The sequence below is a fragment of the Methylobacterium aquaticum genome (assembly GCF_001043915.1).
In the GTDB taxonomy this organism is placed as follows: Bacteria; Pseudomonadota; Alphaproteobacteria; order Rhizobiales; family Beijerinckiaceae; genus Methylobacterium; species Methylobacterium aquaticum.
This window is the reverse complement of record NZ_LABX01000055.1, coordinates 17,069-33,937: the sequence shown is the minus strand read 5'-3', so window position 1 is coordinate 33,937 and position 16,869 is coordinate 17,069. Positions and strand designations below refer to the sequence as shown.

23 protein-coding genes and 1 riboswitch are annotated in these 16,869 nt (G+C 64.9%); of the genes, 7 read left to right on the top strand and 16 right to left on the bottom strand.

Going from position 1 to position 16,869, the window contains the following annotated elements; all coding sequences use genetic code 11:
* The coding region (locus VP06_RS37055) for a hypothetical protein (RefSeq protein ID WP_197093156.1) at positions 1–212 on the top strand (212 nt) is incomplete at its 5' end.
* Positions 213–304: 92 nt separating this feature from the next.
* On the opposite strand, the gene VP06_RS37960 is transcribed toward VP06_RS37055, so the two are convergent.
* The gene (locus VP06_RS37960) at positions 305–1,021 is read right to left on the bottom strand and encodes a hypothetical protein (RefSeq protein ID WP_245291096.1); all 717 of its coding nucleotides are present in this window, start codon (positions 1,019–1,021) and stop codon (positions 305–307) included.
* Between VP06_RS37960 and VP06_RS07895 the strand changes: the two genes are divergently transcribed.
* Positions 1,004–1,564, top strand: a complete 561-nt coding sequence (locus VP06_RS07895) for a hypothetical protein (protein ID WP_048463278.1) — start codon at positions 1,004–1,006, stop codon at positions 1,562–1,564. The two genes, VP06_RS37960 and VP06_RS07895, sit on opposite strands and share 18 nt — an antisense overlap.
* A 238-nt stretch (positions 1,565–1,802) precedes the next feature.
* On the opposite strand, the gene VP06_RS07890 is transcribed toward VP06_RS07895, so the two are convergent.
* From VP06_RS07890 to VP06_RS07870, 5 genes are all read right to left on the bottom strand, one after another.
* Positions 1,803–2,279, bottom strand: coding sequence for a hypothetical protein (locus VP06_RS07890; protein ID WP_048463277.1), 477 nt, complete (start codon positions 2,277–2,279; stop codon positions 1,803–1,805).
* A gap of 93 nt (positions 2,280–2,372) precedes the next feature.
* On the bottom strand, positions 2,373–2,750 hold the full coding sequence (locus tag VP06_RS07885; protein ID WP_156295495.1) for a hypothetical protein: 378 nt from the start codon (positions 2,748–2,750) through the stop codon (positions 2,373–2,375).
* A gap of 341 nt (positions 2,751–3,091) precedes the next feature.
* Complete coding sequence (locus VP06_RS07880) at positions 3,092–3,646, bottom strand: hypothetical protein (protein WP_156295494.1); 555 nt, start codon at positions 3,644–3,646, stop codon at positions 3,092–3,094.
* A gap of 129 nt (positions 3,647–3,775) precedes the next feature.
* A complete protein-coding gene (locus VP06_RS07875; RefSeq protein ID WP_048463274.1) occupies positions 3,776–4,036 on the bottom strand; it encodes a hypothetical protein in 261 nt (86 codons plus the stop codon).
* A gap of 16 nt (positions 4,037–4,052) precedes the next feature.
* The gene (locus VP06_RS07870; RefSeq protein WP_048463273.1) at positions 4,053–4,715 is read right to left on the bottom strand and encodes a ParA family protein; all 663 of its coding nucleotides are present in this window, start codon (positions 4,713–4,715) and stop codon (positions 4,053–4,055) included.
* Positions 4,716–5,230: 515 nt separating this feature from the next.
* Here VP06_RS07870 and VP06_RS36070 point away from each other — a divergent pair.
* A complete protein-coding gene (locus VP06_RS36070; protein WP_156295493.1) occupies positions 5,231–6,229 on the top strand; it encodes a hypothetical protein in 999 nt (332 codons plus the stop codon).
* A 249-nt stretch (positions 6,230–6,478) separates the two neighbouring features.
* Positions 6,479–6,841 (top strand): hypothetical protein, encoded by a 363-nt coding sequence (locus tag VP06_RS07860; RefSeq protein ID WP_048463271.1) that lies wholly within the window; start codon positions 6,479–6,481, stop codon positions 6,839–6,841.
* A 560-nt stretch (positions 6,842–7,401) separates the two neighbouring features.
* Here VP06_RS07860 and VP06_RS07855 read toward each other — a convergent pair.
* The 4 genes from VP06_RS07855 to VP06_RS36065 all read right to left on the bottom strand — a co-directional run bounded on the left by VP06_RS07855 (position 7,402) and on the right by VP06_RS36065 (position 9,440).
* Positions 7,402–7,620, bottom strand: coding sequence for a hypothetical protein (locus VP06_RS07855; RefSeq protein ID WP_048463270.1), 219 nt, complete (start codon positions 7,618–7,620; stop codon positions 7,402–7,404).
* Positions 7,617–8,021 (bottom strand): hypothetical protein, encoded by a 405-nt coding sequence (locus VP06_RS07850; RefSeq protein WP_048463269.1) that lies wholly within the window; start codon positions 8,019–8,021, stop codon positions 7,617–7,619. Before VP06_RS07850 ends, VP06_RS07855 begins: the two co-directional genes overlap by 4 nt.
* Complete coding sequence (locus VP06_RS07845; RefSeq protein WP_048463268.1) at positions 8,018–8,665, bottom strand: hypothetical protein; 648 nt, start codon at positions 8,663–8,665, stop codon at positions 8,018–8,020. The genes VP06_RS07850 and VP06_RS07845 overlap by 4 nt, the downstream gene beginning before the upstream one ends.
* A gap of 400 nt (positions 8,666–9,065) precedes the next feature.
* Positions 9,066–9,440: a hypothetical protein gene (locus tag VP06_RS36065; RefSeq protein ID WP_156295492.1), complete on the bottom strand. Its 375-nt coding sequence runs from the start codon at positions 9,438–9,440 to the stop codon at positions 9,066–9,068.
* Positions 9,441–9,587: 147 nt separating this feature from the next.
* A riboswitch (cobalamin riboswitch) is annotated at positions 9,588–9,787 on the top strand.
* Between the two features lie 164 nt (positions 9,788–9,951).
* Here VP06_RS36065 and VP06_RS07840 point away from each other — a divergent pair.
* Positions 9,952–12,024 carry a TonB-dependent receptor gene (locus VP06_RS07840; protein WP_048463267.1) on the top strand — a complete coding sequence of 691 codons (2,073 nt, stop codon included), beginning with the start codon at positions 9,952–9,954 and terminating at the stop codon, positions 12,022–12,024.
* A 254-nt stretch (positions 12,025–12,278) separates the two neighbouring features.
* Here VP06_RS07840 and VP06_RS07835 read toward each other — a convergent pair whose 3' ends face one another.
* The 6 genes from VP06_RS07835 to VP06_RS37950 all read right to left on the bottom strand — a co-directional run bounded on the left by VP06_RS07835 (position 12,279) and on the right by VP06_RS37950 (position 15,607).
* Complete coding sequence (locus tag VP06_RS07835) at positions 12,279–13,010, bottom strand: class I SAM-dependent methyltransferase (protein WP_048463266.1); 732 nt, start codon at positions 13,008–13,010, stop codon at positions 12,279–12,281.
* A 1-nt stretch (position 13,011) separates the two neighbouring features.
* Entirely contained in the window at positions 13,012–13,398 is a 387-nt protein-coding gene (locus VP06_RS07830; protein ID WP_048463265.1) for a VOC family protein, read from the bottom strand.
* Between the two features lie 69 nt (positions 13,399–13,467).
* Positions 13,468–14,235 (bottom strand): helix-turn-helix domain-containing protein, encoded by a 768-nt coding sequence (locus tag VP06_RS33655; protein WP_053081598.1) that lies wholly within the window; start codon positions 14,233–14,235, stop codon positions 13,468–13,470.
* 7 nt (positions 14,236–14,242) lie between these two features.
* The gene (locus VP06_RS36060) at positions 14,243–14,512 is read right to left on the bottom strand and encodes a hypothetical protein (protein ID WP_156295491.1); all 270 of its coding nucleotides are present in this window, start codon (positions 14,510–14,512) and stop codon (positions 14,243–14,245) included.
* A gap of 225 nt (positions 14,513–14,737) precedes the next feature.
* Complete coding sequence (locus tag VP06_RS37955; protein WP_245291095.1) at positions 14,738–15,256, bottom strand: helix-turn-helix domain-containing protein; 519 nt, start codon at positions 15,254–15,256, stop codon at positions 14,738–14,740.
* Between the two features lie 12 nt (positions 15,257–15,268).
* A complete protein-coding gene (locus VP06_RS37950) occupies positions 15,269–15,607 on the bottom strand; it encodes an AraC family ligand binding domain-containing protein (RefSeq protein ID WP_245291097.1) in 339 nt (112 codons plus the stop codon).
* 44 nt (positions 15,608–15,651) lie between these two features.
* Here VP06_RS37950 and VP06_RS37945 point away from each other — a divergent pair, with 44 nt between their 5' ends.
* Both VP06_RS37945 and VP06_RS37940 read left to right on the top strand, forming a co-directional pair.
* Positions 15,652–16,101: an MFS transporter gene (locus tag VP06_RS37945; RefSeq protein ID WP_245291094.1), complete on the top strand. Its 450-nt coding sequence runs from the start codon at positions 15,652–15,654 to the stop codon at positions 16,099–16,101.
* 151 nt (positions 16,102–16,252) lie between these two features.
* Positions 16,253–16,849 carry an MFS transporter gene (locus tag VP06_RS37940; protein ID WP_245291093.1) on the top strand — a complete coding sequence of 199 codons (597 nt, stop codon included), beginning with the start codon at positions 16,253–16,255 and terminating at the stop codon, positions 16,847–16,849.
* Positions 16,850–16,869 lie beyond the last annotated feature (20 nt).

Sequence of the window (16,869 nt, the reverse complement as noted above, 5' to 3'; positions counted from 1 at the left end):
AGTTTGTCGTGTCGCCTGACAACCAGCACCCCGTGCGCGTCGCGGGTGGTGTCGGCTCGCTCGTCGTAGATGCCAACGATGATCCCGTGGGCATCACGGGCAACGGAGCGGGCCGTGAGTGGCTGCCGCTCGATGGTGCCGAGGACATGGCCGCGGCGGTCGCGAATGACCTGTCGCATGGGCGAGCGGTTCTCTACGAACTGGACTGGTAGGGTCTGTAGCGGTGCCCCGATCGCTGTGGGATCCAAGCTGACGAGCGCACCGGCTGCGGTGAAGAGTCCAAGCCAAGGCAGGCTGCCGCTCGTCATGCGGTTTCGGTCTCGTCCTCGTAGTAGCCGTCCGGAACGGGTTCGCCGTTGATGCCCGCAAGAAGGCGATCGAGATGTCGTAGAACCTCAGCTTCCTCCTCGCCGCCCCCACAATCTTGCTCCTCATCATCGTCGTCGCTCAGGTCGAGACCAGAAGCCCAACTGTTGATGAGGTGCCGGAGAGCGTGAGGCGAAGGCCCGCTCTCAGGCGCCAAGAGATGGATAGTGATCCCGTACTTGCTCAGCGCGGCCCGAAGTTCCCGCACAGCCGAGGACGAAAGCCTGCGGTTACGGGCTTGCCGCACGTCTTCGACGAACCAGCCGCCGTCCGACAGAGGGCTCAGGGCGACGACAGCCGCCCCGCCGGGAGCATCCGTCCACAGATAGTGGATCGTCGAGGCCAGGAACGCCTCGGCAAGGCGCTCACCCAGGCAGTTGCGGAACTCCCGACCGATCCGAGCGAGATCACGGCCGACGATCAACGAGAAGGCCGCGTCCTCAACCGGGATCGGTGGCGGAACATGGAGCCTGACCTGCCGCATCATCCATGTCTGCGCCCAGCTTTTGAGATCCTGGCCAGAGGTGCCGGGCCTGAGATCGTTGAGGGAGTGCGCGATCGCGGCGTCGTCTGCATCGCAGACCACGCGGATGTAGTTCACAAAGGCGCACAGACTCGGAAGCTGCACCGGCACGTCGTGGATCTTGTTCAGCACGGCCGCGCGCAGGAGAACGTCGGGCAGGCGGGCCGCCGCAGCGATCTTCGTGGGGCTGACCTTCCCTTCGATCTGCCGCAGGAGAGCGGCCCGGCGTTGATGCTGCGGGTCCGCGTAGAGGCTGAAGGCAGTTCGGTAGAGGGAGGGATCTGCGAGCGGATCTGCTCCGAGACGCGCGAGAAGACCGAGCAGGCCATCAGGGACTGCCCCGAAAACCGCCTCGACGACATCGCGGGGCTGAAGGATCGCGAGAGCCCGACCGATTACGGCCCGATCGGTTTCGGCGTTCCCAGAGGTAGATGGCGCCTCTGGGCCACGGAGGCGCTGTGCCAGCGCAGCCTCGTTCCCGCCCATGATTTCCGCATAGGTCAGAAACTTCGCCTGACGAGTGAGATCAGATCCTTGAAGAACGGCCCGGAGGTGTCCGGGATAATCCACGTCGATATCTACGGCGACCTGAAGGTATTTCCCACTGAACGGGCGAGGTTCGAACTTCTGGGTGCCTGTCAGTTGCAAGAGTTTCTCCGCGAAAGTTTCGCCTGAACCAGCCTCCCACAAACCTGACTTCCTGCAACTATTTTTTGGTACGCTGAAAATACTTAGTGCCTCCCCCAATTCCCACCCGGCCAAGGTTAGAATGGCAGGGCTCCGGAGGGGACGACCAGCGAGTAGTGGCACCCTGGCACGACGAGATACCGAACCACCTCCCAGCAGCGAAGACTTCGAGCAGTAGACATCCTCTATCTAAGAGGACGCCACCACCGACCGCTGCGTTGAACGGCTACAGCCGTTTGCGATCCAGGACCGTCCAGGCGAGATCGCGCTCGATCGCGCCCATACGCCGAGCCATGTCCTCCGGGATGTCGTCGACTCCATCCCCAAACTCGACGGCCAGTTCCGCCACAGCACCCGGGGTGAGAGTGCACTGGATCACGGCACGGTTGTTATAGGTCAAGTAGAAGACCACCTGATCAGCGTAATAATCTTCGAACGCAACACCAATTGGCCCCAGGACCTGCACCAACACGCCACCTTTCTCAGCAGCAGCGACAATCGGGTACAATTTCTCCACATTTTCTTCAGGGATACCCTCGCGCGTGGTCTCCGACACATGTCCGGTGTTGATCGTGACATGACGCAGAGTGTGAGCACAATGCATAGTTGCGAAATAGCACAAGATATCGTCCGTACCACGAACGAAATCGGGAGCCCAATCGTACTTCATGGCACTCATCATTTGTTCAGCAGCAGTCATCATCTGATTATCAACTTCTGAAAACTTCACGCCCCAAACGGGCGGCGGCCTCGTACCAGGATAGCACCGGGTGATCAAGCCCGGATCCGCGGATCGTTAACCCTTGGGGTGGCCGCGGTAGTCGCCCATCGCGCAGCGGGTGAAGGTCGCGATCTTGCCGCCCTCCACCTGATGGAGCTTCTCGCCGACGAGCCGCCACACCACCCGGCGCTTGTACTCGTCGCCCTCAGAGGCGCACGCAAGCCCGACGCGCCAGCCCCCCTCCCCTGTTAGCACCGTGTTCTTGATCTCGCACTGCCACTCGTTGCCGTACATGGCCGCGCGGTCGATGACGAAGGCGGCGTTACCCGTCACGTTGGGGTTCGCCTTGCACGCCTTCGAGCTTGACGCCCAGGTCCCGACGAAGCCCGGGTCGGCCGCCAGCACGGGGGTGGTCATGAGGGCCAGGGCGGCGATCATAGCGGCAGTACGCATACGGGGTTCCTCCATCCTGGATCCCATCTAGGCGCGTCCTCGAACTCCTACAATCCGGATTTGAAGTTCTACGCAATCGCTGCGTAGATCTGGTTAACAACATCCCACCGATATCAAAGCTCAACCGGTGGGCATGGCCGGTGTTCAAGCACTGGATCATTGGCTTTTTGGCGGCGATACCTGATCATTTTTTCGAATTTAAACTTCGATCAGGTTGCGTGCCATATTCATGAGGCTCCTGATTTCAAGCCTCCCGGAATGGTAGCATTCGCTTATAATACCTGACCCATCCGTTCGTGCGTGCCCCACCGGGTAGGTCTTCTTACGCTCTATCTGCATCGTCAGAGACCGAGCGGCTCGATGATTTTCGCGGCTCGCACGAGGTGCTGCGTCGACGGGTATCGGCGCATGTCGGCGTCCAAGGCCGCGTCGTAGGTTGCCCGCGTCATGTGCTCGGGTTGGGCGAGGATCGCGTTGGCGAATACGGACCACCACGTTTTACCGAGTGTCGCGTACCGGAGGCCCCGGATGGTGTTGTCCCGGGAGTCGACGAGCACGATGGTGACGGCACAGCGCGTCGCATCCGTCCAGCCGTCGACGGCCCGTAGCTGAGTGCGGATCTGTTCGGCCTTCTCGACGATCCCGAGACCATACGGAGCGTCGAAGCTGACCTTCTCGCCCTCGACGGTGATCCAGGTTAGGGGATCGCTGGTTGTTATGCCGACCCGCAGGGGCTTCTGGCGGATCGCCTTCTCTTCGCCCGCGCTGGGCTTGCGCATCCCCATCACCAGCATTGCGTTAGGCTGGTTGCCTGCCGAGTCGAGGTGCAGCACCATCCCCTCGGGTACGTTCGGCCACGGAGCCTCGTCCCTGACTCGCATCTTGGTCGCCAGCATGTCGCGGTCCTCACGCATCCAGAGTTGCCACTCAGTTCCGGTTTCGTTCACGGTTGTTAGCTTGTTAAATTGGAAACTTCAATCCCTGTTTCCAAGGTTGCAAGGTTCGAAGCCGTGGTAAGGACGACCTCAGTCGTCCTCCTCCAGGGGGGAGCCCGGGGTGTAGTTCTGGCTAACGAGGTAGTCGTAGACCGCACGGTTCATGACCGCCTGGATCGTGGCCTCGCGATCAATCGCGAGCTTGTTCAGGTCCCGCCACAGGTCCCGCCGGATCGCCGTCGTCACGGTCTTGAGCGCCTTGTCGTCGAGAACCTTCGGCGGCTTCGGTGCCGCGCCCTCGCCCGCCGTAGCCGCGCTCGGCTTGCGGGCTGATACCGCTGATCGTGCCATCCTCTCCACCCCCCTCTCAGGCCAGTTCCGTTGCCACCCACGCGTACAGGTCCTGGAACTCCTGCACCGTCTTCCTCTCGGCATTGGACGCGGGCTCAAGCTCCAGCGCCGTCAGCCCCTCGACACCTGATGCCGGAACGATTCCCTTCTCATGGATCGCGACAGGGGCGACCCGCACGCCGTCTGCCAAGAGAACGGCTTGAGTGTCGACCCGCGGCCTCGGTGTAGTGGTCGGGCACTGTGAGAGAACCACAGCCATTGGGACCTTGGAAGTTTTGAGCCTTGGGAGCAAGGTCCAAAAAGCGTTGAGATCCTCGGGCGTCGGCCGCACCGGGACCAGCACGAGGTCGCTCAACTCGGCCGCGATGAACGGCACCGGGGTCTGAAGGCCGCCGGGCGTGTCCATCACCAGGAGGTCGACGCCTTCCTCGCGAAGCTTCGCGATCCGGGACTCGATGTGCTTCCGGTTCGGGGACAGTTCGACAACGACATGGGGCTCGGGCTTGTTCGCACCCTCGGCCGACGCCCGAGTCTCACCCCAGTCACGAAGTGTGCCCTGCATGTCACAGTCCATTACAACGACCTTCCGGCCGTCAAGGTGTGCGGCCACGGCGATGTGACGGGCGAGCGTGCTCTTGCTGCTCCCGCCCTTCTGAGTGACCAGGGATACAATCTTCATGGAAACCCTCGAAGCTTGCGACCTTGGAATGTTGGGACCTTGCTCCCGGGCTCCCTTGGTCTCATGGTTCCAACTCGTCGCTGAGGAATGGTGAACGAACCCTTAAGCTTCGTCGAGGGTAGTGATTTGGTTCCAGACCACGGACGGCAGAACGCGGAGCCCGTGGCTGTCAAGAGGCTGCGGCGGCCCGTGATTGATCAACCGGCGCGTTTATGCTCTGAAGGGGGATAGTGGGGATTCCCCCGCGCGAGATTCAGCGGCCAAGCCCTGCGAAGGGGGCGGCCATCCCGGAGTTTGGATCAGAAGTAGCGCCGAGCCCTAAAACGCCGAAAGCCCCGGGCGGGAACCCAGGGCTTTCGGCGGTCCCAGAAGGGACGCTCATGAAGAGGCATTGACACCCCCTTCATAGAGCGGACCCCCCAGACCGGTCAATGCCGGTGAACCCTAGCGGCTGCCTGAAAGGCAGTTTCTGGGGGCGAGGACCTATGCGCTCGGCTCATCTCAGAGGATGAGCCATGGTCACGCGGAAGTCGTCGGCGGATTGGCGCCGCGAATTTATTATCATCATCAATGAGTTAGCAGGCGACCTCTGGCGCGACCGGCTGGTCCGTCTTCATGCTGACGCTTACGCCGTGCTTGAGTGCGGCGAGATGACGCAGAAAGACATGGCGCTCGTCGAGGCGGCGATCGTCAGGCGTAAGGCGCGCCAGGACGCGGCCCTCACCCGCAAGGTCACGATCGCCAGTCACGCCGCCGACCTCGTCGACAAGATCGGCGAGATGCTGGGGGGTCACGGGGGAAACGCGACGGCGTCAGCGCCAGCGTCTCGGTTGTCAAGCTCGCAGACCCGGACCCGCGGCCCGAGCCTCGAAGATCCCCGCGTCCGCGAAGTGCGTCTCGAACGGCGCCGCTACCTGCGGGACGCGTCGAAGATCCCGGGAATCGTGAAGAAGAACTACACGACCGGCGCCGTCGCGGTCCTAGAGGTCATCCGCCGCGAGGCTGAAACAACCGGTGCGTGCGAACTTGCTGTTGGAACAATCGCAGCGCGTGCTCAGTGCTCGGAGCGGCTGGTCCAATCCACCACTCGCCGAGCCAAGCGCCTCGGACACATCGCGGTCGTCTACGGTCTACGCACCGTCAATCGCATCTCGATTCTAAGCAAGGCGATCCTCAACTGGAACGCAAAAGGATTGAGCACAACTCAAAATAAAATTTATAAGAATCAAAATCTTAAGGTTCCGGACAAGGGTGCAAATTCGTGCCGATCTGAAAGGGTCGAGCCACAGAGAAGCCCGCCAGCGGCTGTTTTGAAGCTAGAGGGTGAAGAGGTAGTCAAAACCTCGAACGCTCGTCCTGGGCCAACCTCGCCCAAATCTGAGCCCACCATGGCCCAAATCCGGGGTGATGGCGGGTTCAAGCAGTGGCTCGACGACCACTTCGCCCGGACAGGCGACTCCCTCCACGCCAAGTTCGGCTTCGAACCGCCGGGGGGTGTGCCGCTGCCGGGGTGATCTCGCCCCGAAATCCTCACCAGACCGTTCATGAGCACAAGGCCCGACCGCGGGCAGGGCGGAGCTATGGCGTCGAGGGTCGGCCAGTCTTGACAGCCGAGTTGTACCGTTTTCGCGAAAAAGGTACAACTCAAATCGTGATCTACTCGCGGCTGGTGAGAAGAAAGCGTTGATCCGTATTCCGGCTCATTGACTTATGCGCACCAGTACACCAGTTTATCGCCAACTCCCGACATGCGAGAGACACCCATGCGTACCCGAGTGATTTTCCGCGACGACGAAGACGGCCGCATTCACATCGCGGGCGATCCGGTTACGGGAGATCCGGAGATCGTTCTCGACGGCGAGCCTGACGGCTACGTTTTCCAATGCTATGCTGAGGGAGGTCAGTGGCAGCAGGTGTTCGACCGCCACGGCGATGCGTTCAATTGGCCCGCAGGGGCCTATAGTGAGCGGAAGGTCAAGACGAAGAGCGGTCACGAATTTAAGGAGCGGGACCCGCTGCCGCCGGAGGAAGAACTCCAGGCGCTGGCTCGCGTGATTGGCGCGGTGGTCGCGAGGGATCGGGATCATGCAGACGCCATCCTCGAAGGGAGGGAGCAGGCTGCGTGATGAAGCTCGCCCGCCCCGATCCCCGCAAGCTCGCGAAGCCCACGCCCGGGCCCTACCGCCGGATCCACCCGGCGAACTCGGCCGAGCTTCACCATCGCCGTATGTGCCGCGCCCTGGCCGAACCCGACACTCCGAGGTGGATGCTCTACGCGAGCGGCTACGACCGACTCGTGCTCCGGTGGCGTTGGCATCGAGCCCGGGTACAACACGCGCAGGGTGACGACCGGGCCCCCCGTCCCACCCGTCTCCTGTCGAAGGCCCGCTGGTCGCATCCGGCGGGCCTTCGTCGTGATCGGCGCCTTGCCTGACCCACCGACAGACCTTACAGCACCTCCCGCACGGTCATCCCGGGAGGCTTCATGCCGTTCTGCGTCGCTCCCCGGGATGCCTTCGGCCCGCTCCGCCCCGCCCGGGACCGTACCGCCCGCAGCACGACACCCATTCGAGAACGGCGCACATCCGCCGGGTCCGGTGGTCGGTGCGGCAGGAGTACGAACCGCGCTGGCTGCGGTTCGCCTCGGGCTACGATCGCTTCATGGGTCGATCCTGACAGGGGTTCGTCAGCCCCCGAGGATCTTCGCGCCCGCGGCCCGGCTGCGCTGCTGCGCCTCGATGATACGGGCCACCCGCTCCTGGACGGCGGCCTCGCGAAGCTCTTCACGGTGACGGCAGTCGGCCGCCTCGGCTTCGAGATCCCGGATCCGCCTGTGGGCTTGGGCGAGTTCGCCTTCGAGATGGGTGATGTGGTCTGCCAGGGCGGTGATCTCGTCTTCGGTCACTGAACGCCTCCCCAGACCATCTTGAAGCAGACGGCGTGGGCGGGGTCCTCGAAGCCGAGGGCGGGCACACCGAACCGCATCAGCGCCCATCCTGGAGCGTTGTCGTCGAGCCACTCGACCACCTGCGGCGACAGCGCGGGGAGGATCCCCCAATCGTCGGACCAGTCGGTGAAGCGGAGACGATGGGATCGCGGGTACGACGCACGGAACCGAGCCCGCCGGGACGCGATCTCGCGATCGATGGACCGCAGCGGTTCGAGCCGACGATCGGCACGCATCAGCATCGGCAACGCCGCGACGAGGCATCCACCCCGAGCGTTCTGGAGGTCGTCATCCGACATCGCCGCGAGCGTTTCCGGGGTGTAGTACTCGCGCGGGACCTTCTCGAACTCGCCGGTCACGGCTGGCCTCCCCGAGCCTCGGCAAGTTTCTTCTTCGCCTCCTGCTGCTTGGGCAGGATCTTCCCCGGATCATGAAGCATCACGAGCTTCGGGGTCCCGGGCTTCACCGTCTTGCCGCGCGATCGCGAGGGCTTCCAGTCCTCGAAGATCTCGCCCTCGCCATTGCGATACACCACCAAGGTCGCCTTCTCATCCTCCCGCAGGATGAAGAGCACGAACTGGCCCTCGAAGTACTGCTTGCCCGGCGGCGACGAGATGTGGCCCATGCGGACCAACACGACGCCTTCCTCGGCCTGCACCGCAACCGCTTTGGCATACACGGCCTCATAGGCGTCGAGGTCCTCGGCGCTCATCCCTTCCTTCGCCCGCGCCCAGGCCACCACCGTCTTCGGGTCCAGCAACTGGACCACCCGCCACCAATCCGGGTTCGGCAACTCGACGCCCCACCCGCGCAGGTGCACCATCAGCTTGATCGCGTAGTCGGCCTCGCCCTTCTTCCGCACCGTGCGGGCGCTGTTGTCGAAGAACTGCGCCTGCAACACGTGGATCTCGGACAGCGGCGGCAGCCGCGCCCACATCGGTTCCTTCTCCGGAACCTTCAACTTCGTCATGTCGAACTCGAACTCATCAATGAAGTCGGGCACGAGAAAATTCCTCTCGGCCGACGCAGTCCATGTAACAGGTCGACCTCGACGAAGCCATTTCTCTTTAATGAGAACCATCTCGAAGCCGGAGGCGCTACAGTCCGGGTCTTTCTCATTAGTTAATATTAGTTCGTGAAACGAAGGCCGAAGGACTAATATTAACTAATGAGAAACGGGGTTTCTGGGGCTGCGCCCTAAGCGAATAGGCCGCGGCTCTTCGAGCCACGACCTAATACGGGCTCGGCGTCCCTCGCCCTTGAAGTCGACCTCATCAACTCGGCGCACTTCGAGATCAAAGACGAACTGCCGGGCCCGAGACCATGTGCCTCGAAAAGCAACCCAACCGTGACCCTATTTGCTTGTGAGGCGCCGCCGCATTTCAGCCACATTCATGGCGGAATTACGGCGAGCCTGCTAGTGGTGAAGCTGTTGGACGCGATGCGGATCCACATCGCCGAAATCCCGAACTAAGCTCCGCCAGTACGACGACGGAGAGCGCATCATAGTCACCGAGGAAGAGCGGAACACCTACCTGGATATCTGGCTCGACGATCATCCGGGACGACGCACCACATACGTCGGGCTCGGCTACATCACCGGCACCGTCGACGGTAGGATCACCATCGGCCACGACTGTCGGACGCTGGGCGAACTCAAAGCCTTGATCTCCTGGATCCGCCAGGATCTCGACAAGATCGAAGCGAAGGCCGAGAAGCACTTCGAAGAGGTCATGGGTTGCGCAACAACGGCTCCCAAACCATGAGTTCTTCGTCATTGTTCCTCTCGTCTGTGAACGGCGGCGGTCTGGGTTCCGCCCAGCCCGCTGCTAGGCGCCATGGTCGTGAAGAACAAACACTGTGTCGCGGCCAGAGCACGGTTCATGGGAATGTCGACCGTCGCGTTGACGCCGAACACAATCCTCGCCAAGAGTTGTTTTGACGGCTCCCCTCGGGGATCAAAAGGGAACGCGGTGAGGCGCGCGAGCGCCAAGACCTCGGCTGCCCCCGCAACTGTGAACGGTGAGTCTTCCGCCACCAAGTCACTGGATGAAGCTCATCCGGGAAGACGGCATGAAGGCAGCGACCCGTGAGCCAGGAGACCTACCGTCAGTCGTGGTCACGCGCGAAGCGCGTCGGGCGGGGTGTCCTGGCGGGTGTCGATACGGGTCATCGGGATCCGGGCGGCCTTGTTCGCGGTGACGTGCCACTGCCGTTACCCAGGTCCCGCCCGTGCCTACTTCCCGCCTCTCGATAGTCCCATCGGTCTTTACATGTGCCGCCGCGCTCATGTTGGCTCGCCCTGCTGTGGCTCAGGAGGCGGCGGGTGAGATCCGCCTCGACGAGATCGAAGTCGCTGCGCCGCGGCCCGCGTCGTCCAGCACTGCCGCCAGCGCCGGGTACGTCGGAGGCATCAGCGGGATCGGCGGCGGCCTTCGCCCTGTCGATGCTGCCAGCGCCGGGATCATCTCGGGCGCCCAGATCAACAGCCGCCCGGTCACCCGCCCGGGCGAGGTGCTGGAGGAAGTGCCGGGCCTGATCGTCACCCAGCATTCTGGCGAGGGCAAAGCCAACCAGTTCTTCCTGCGCGGCTTCAACCTCGACCACGGCACCGACATCGCCCTCCACGTCGACGGCATGCCGGTGAACATGCGCACCCACGCTCACGGCCAGGGCTACGCCGACCTCAACTTCCTGATCCCCGAACTCGTCGGCGCGGTCGAGTTCCACAAAGGGCCGTACTTCGTCCGCGACGGCGACTTCGCGTCCGCGGGCTCGGTGCGGATCGACTACCTCGACAAGCTCGACCGCAACATCGCGCTGACCACGCTGGGCAGCTTCGGCTACAAGCGCGGGCTCTCGGCCGCCTCGGTGCCGCTCGGCGCGGGTAACCTCCTGGTAGCGGGCGAGGCTCAGACCTACGACGGACCGTGGGTCGTGCCCGACGCCCTGCGCAAGCTCAACGGCGTCGCCCGCTACAGCCAGGGCACCGCGACGGACGGCTTTGCCGTCACCGGCATGGCCTACTGGGCGAAGTGGAACGCCACCAACCAGATCCCCGAGCGGGCGGTGGCGGAGGGCATCATCGGCCGCTACGGCACGCTCGACCCGACCGATGGCGGCGATACCGGGCGCTTCTCGCTCTCTGGGCGCTGGAGCCAGTCGGACGCGGGCGGCATCACCCGGGCCTCCGCCTACGTGATCCGCTACCAGATGAACCTCTGGAACAACTTCACCTACTTCCTCAACGACCCCGTCAACGGCGACCAGTTCCGCCAGCGCGACGCCCGGGTGCTCGGCGGCGGCGAGATCAGCCGCGTCTTCCAGGGCGACCTGTTCGGGTTGCCCATGGAGAACGAGATCGGCGTGCAGACCCGTACCGACGACATCCGGGTCGGCCTGTTCAAAACCACGGCCCGGCAAACCCGCTCGACCGTGCTCGACGATCGGGTGCTGGAGGCGAGCGCGGCCTTCTACTACGAGAACCGGGTGCGCTGGACCGACTGGCTGCGCACCAGCGTCGGCTTCCGGGCGGACGGCTACTATGCCGACGTCCACTCCGACACGCCCGCGAACTCGGGCCGCGCCCGCGACAGCATCGTCAACCCGAAGCTCGGGGCGGTGTTCGGGCCGTGGGCGGATACCGAGATCTACCTGAACTACGGCGGCGGCTTCCACTCGAACGACGCGCGCGGCGTCACCGCGACGGTCGATCCGGCGAGCCCTCTGTTCAACATCAGCCGCTCGCCCTTCCTGGTGCCCTCAACGGGCTACGAGGTCGGGATCCGCAACCGCTCGATCGCCGGGTTGGAGACCAGCCTCGCTCTGTTCCGACTCGACTTCGCCTCCGAGAACCTGTTCCAGGGCGATACCGGCACCACCGAGCCGAGCCGCCCGACGCGGCGCTTCGGCATCGAATGGAGCAACCACTACGCGATCACGCCCTGGCTGCGGCTGGAGGGCGATCTGACGATCACCAACGCGCGCTTCTCCGACCGCGATCCTGTCGGCCAGCGCGTGCCGGAGGCGCCGACCACCATCGCGTCGGCGGGCGTCACCTTCGGCGAAGGCCAGGGCTGGTTCGGCAGCTTGCGCTTCCGGTACTTCGGCCCCCGGCCATTGATCGAGGACAACTCGGTGCGCTCGAAGCCGACCGCCCTGCTCAACGGCCGGATCGGCTACGCCTTCGACAACGGCGTGAGCCTCGCCCTCGACGTGCTCAACCTGACGAACGCCAAGGCCGACCAGATCACCTACTACTACGAGTCCCGCCTGCCCGGAGAGGCCGCAGCCGTCGCCGAGCGGCACTTCCACCCCGTCGAACCGACCGCGGTGCGCCTGACCCTTGCGGGGCGGTTCTGACGGGCATTCCTGGCTGAGACGAGCCCTACAATCCGAAGCCGGACCTTCGCCGCATTGGCGAAAAGCTAAAGCTTGAGGGCGGCCTCCGCCATAATCGTCACGCTTCCTGAAGCAACGCACTTCATCCATCTGGAGCGCCCTGAGCGTTGCCGAGCGAACTACTCGCCGCGATCGAGGCAGTCATTGCGCCGGTTCCATAGTCATGAAGTTACGGCTTACCTTTCCAGCATTCGCTCGGTTGGCTCGCTCAACAACTACTTATTTGCTGTAACCATCCACATGGGACCGAGGGCTACGCGAACCAGCGACCGCTGCTCACCGACGTGCAGACCAGCTTCTCGCAAAGCCGCGGCTTGCTTGCCGAGGGTTGCGTAGTCACCCAGCACAACTGTGCCGCCCGGCTTCAGCACGCGGGCGATCTCACCACAGGCGCGTTCGCGCTCAGCCACATCTTCGATGTTGTGCAGGCACAGCAGCGAGAGCACCACATCGAACGAGGCATCCGCGAAGCTCATGCTGCGCGCGTCCTCGGTTCGTAGCGCTACGCGATCGGCCACGCCCTCGCGGGCGACGTTTGCGGTCACGGCGGCGAGACCGTTCCCGGACAGGTCGCGCGTCTGCCAGATGTCGATCCCGACCACGTGGCCTGTGGTGAGCCGCTTCGCCGCCCCGACCAGGAGCAGCCCGCGACCGGTGCCGACATCGAGAACCTGTTCGTCTCCCCGCCAGGAGACCGCGCCCAGCAAACGGTCGCGCACCCGGAATTTGCCAAAGAGCGCGTAGGCCATCATCGAGGTGAACAGGGTCAGGCACGCGATGCCGACCGCGATGAGCAAGGGTCCGACGAACCGGATGTCGATGTTCACGATCCGGAACGGCGGGACCAGTGCACCCGCCAGAATGGCCGCTATTCCGCTCAGGAGCGCGCCACGAACCACGCCCGGCGCGTCGATGCCGTAGCGCGGCTGGAGGAATTTCTGCCTCATGTCAGCCGCCGACCTCAGTGCACAACTCGACCAGGAAGCCGTTCAGGTCGCGCACGTAGGCCACCACCTGTCCCCAGGGCTTGCGAGTTGGCTCTAAGCAGGGCGTCGCATCGGACGCGAGGGCGTGCCGGTAGGCGGCGTCCACGTCGTCGACGATGAACGCGATTTCGGCACCGGCCGCTTGCTCGGCGCGGCGGTTCGGCCTGAACGCCTGATGGGTTGGGGTGAAGGTCTCGTTGGCGAAGGCGAGCACCGTCGTGCCGGTCTCAAGCTCGCCGTACTGCTCGCTCTCGTGCAGGAAGCGGCGCTGGATCCCGAACGCCTGCTCGTAGAAGGCGAGCGCCTCCGGCACGTTCGGGACGTAGATGATGACGTAGCCAAGCCGCATGGGTCAGATCCTCCGGGAGCCTCTCCATGAGGATGCCGAGGCGCAGGTCAGCGGTCTTGAAGAAATCGGTCAGCCCGGTGCGCTCTCGCCCGGAGTGATCCCGCCGAGCGCTTGGAACTCTCGCGTCATGTGGGCCTGATCGCAGTATCCGCCCGCGACTGCTGCCTCGGCCAGTCCCGTGCCGGATCGGATCAGGCTCAGCGTGTGCTGGAAGCGCAGCACCGAGGCGAGTGTCTTGGGCGAGAGGCCCACTGCTGCCGTGACTTGCCGCCGCAGCGTGCGCTCGCTCGCACCGATGGAGCGACTGAATTCGCCGATGCGTGCCCGGCCTCTCGTTCGCGTCATCACGTCGATGTAGGCGCGTACCTCGGGTGGCTCGTGCCCGCCCTCTGCCCGAGCCGACAGCCGCGTGACCAGCCGTGCGAGGTGCATGCGGAGTTCGTCGGCGGTGCGCGCGCCCTTCACCTCGCCCGCGAGCGGGCCGAGAATACGCATGGTGTCGTCGGGTTCGAGGATCTGGTTGTAGAGGTCACGGGCGGGATGGCGAAGCATCACGCCTCCCTGGCCGGGTAGGAAGCGCACGCCGCAGACGAAGCTGCCGGGCACGATGGTGACGAGATCAGGACGGGAGGTTGGACCGCCGATCAGCACCTCCGGCTCGGCGAAACGGCCGCTGCCGCCCGGCAGGACGCGCAGCACGATGTCGAGGCAGCCGTCCGGCAGGACGCGGTACGGCGCGGAGAGCCGACCGGAGTCACGGGTCTCGATGGACCACAGCGCGGCCACCCGACGCCGATCAGCAAGCAGGCCGCGGTGTTCGCGGTAGGTGGAGTGCATGCGATCCTCAGTCTCTCCGCAGCCTTCCGGATGGGAAAAACTCCTCGTCGGTGAGCGCGGCGGCGAGCACTGACAGCAGCCCGAGATAAAACCCGAGCGCGCCCAAGCCCAGCCCGCGTAGCGATCCCAGCATGATCACGCCAATGACCATGAGCGGCGGGCCCACGACATAGGCCGCGGCTCGCCACGAGCGTGGCGGACGTGCAAGCCGCCAGTGGCAGGCCGCGAACGTGATCGCGGTCAATCCCGTCTTGATCAAGACCATGAAGCCGATCACGCGCGCGAGGTCTGGATCGACCGCCCGGGATGGCGCGGTGGCGACTCACGACCCGGCGGCTACGAAGGCCAGAAGGGTGGCAGACACGAGGATCCGTCTGAGCCTCGACCACTCCGGCAGCGCGTTGGACCTGGACTGGGCGATGTCGGCTGCGAGCATCGGAAACCGCATGAGCGCCTTCTCCCGATTGATGCGATTGCATCGTCGTACACGTTGCCCGCGACCTCAACTTCTGGTGCTCATGCCTGCACGCTGCTGGACGCGAGCCGATCTCGGCGCGCGGCTCGGTCGTCCGCTCACACCTTCATCCAGAGCACGCCGCACAACGGCCCGCAGCACCTGTGGGTTGGCGTAGCCGACCGAGGCGGCGACGTCACGAAACGGCGCTCCGTCCGCGGTTAGCGCGAGAGCCCGGGCCACGCGCGCCCGCGTCCGCCACACGCCGAAGCTCAGGCCCGTCTCCACCCGGAACCGACGCGTCAGCGTGCGGCGGCTGGCTCCCGCCTCGCTTGCCCACGCGTCGAGATCGCGGGCGCATCCCGGGTCGGCAGCGATCTCCTGGCAGACGCGCCGCAGCCGCGGCTCCCGCGGCATCGGCAACACGAGCGGCGTCTCGGGCGCGCCCCCGATCTCGTCGAGCACCAGCGCGGCGAGCAGCCCGCCGCGCCCACCCTCGTCATAGAGCATCGGCTCCTCGGCGAGGGCGGCCAGCGTCGCGGCGAGCAGGCGCGAGACCCGCAGCACCCGACACGACGTTCACGGCACCGATGCGGGCGAGGCCGCGACGTAGGCGGACGCCATCGACACCGGGCCGCACATCGTCACGTCGTGAACGATCCCGGGTGGGATCCAGAGCGCGTGACCCGGTGGCACCACCCAGGTGCCGCGCTCCGTGCTGGCCACCATCACCCCGGACGCCGCGTGGAGCAGTTGCGCGCGCGGATGGCTGTGAGATCCGGTGGCACTGCCCGCCGCGTAGAGCTTTGGCATCACCGCCAACGGGCGCGGCACGTCCTGGTAGTCTGCGGCGCGGTCCGAGCGCATCACCGCTCCCATTTTGGCCCGATCGCGCGCAAGTTCGGCCCGACCGCGCACGCGGGTCAAGGTAGGATCCCGCCGCCTCGAACGCGGACGCCTTCATGAGCCCAGACCACCTGTCCCGACGCACCCTGCTGTTCGTCAACGTCGCCCACGCGCTCGACCACTTCGTGCTGCTGATCTACCCGACCGCGGTGATCGCCATCGCAGCCAGCACGGGCCTGAGCTACGGCTCGCTGATCGGGCTCGCCACCGGCAGCTTCGTGGCCTTCGGCCTGTGCTCGCTGCCGATGGGCTGGCTCGCCGACCGCTTCGGGCGGGGCACCATGCTGGCGGTGTTCTTCTTCGGCTACGGCGTGTCCTGTCTGGGCGTGGCGACGGCGTCGAGCCGAGCTTCCTTCGCGATGTGGCTGCTGGTGCTGGGCGTGGCCTCGGCCATCTACCACCCTATCGGCTCGACCATGCTGGTGACCCACGCGCGCCGCCTCGGCCGCGATCTCGGGATCAACGGTGTCCGGGGCAACCTCGGGACTGCGTCCGCCCGGGGATAACGGCGATCGTCGCCGCCATCCTCGGCTGGCAGGGGGCCCTCATCCTGCCGGGTCTCGTCTGCCTCGGTGCTGGAGCCGCATTCCTGGCGATGGTTCCGAGCGACGGCGACGAGCAGACCCATAAGGCGAGCGGCACCGCGCGCTCATCCCGGTGACGCGCCCACTCGCCATCCTGGCGGTGTTCGGGCTCGCTGTGGTGGCGGGCGGCATGACCTTCAACGTGATCACGATTGCGCTACCCAAGGTACTCGACGAGCGCCTCGGGCTCGACCTGCCCCTCGTGCTGACTGGCTCCTTGGCTACGGCGGTGTTCGTGTTCGGGGCGGCGACCCAGTTGTTGATGGGCCGCCTCGTCGATCGGTTCACGCTGCCCACAATCTTCGTCGGCCTCGCGGCGCTCCAGCCGCTCGGCTTGTGGATCGCGTCGACAACGGGCGGGGTGGCGCTGCTCGTCGGCCTCGTGTTGATCACGGCGGCGATCTACGGGCAGGTGGTGGTGAACGACGCGATGGTGGCGCGCTGCGTGCCTGCCCGGCACCGGGCTAAGGCGTTCAGCGTGCGCTACTTCCTGGGGTTCACGGTGAGCGGGTTCGCGGTGCCGCTAATCGCGCTGCTGCACGAGGTGGGCGGGTTCCGGCTGGTACTCGCCGTGGCAGGCGGGTTCGGCGCGATGGTCTTCCTGGCGGCGGTGGCGTTCTACACCCTCGCTGGCCGCCAGCCGACCACGATGACGGCTCCTGCGGAATGATAGAAGGTCGTCTGTCGTGG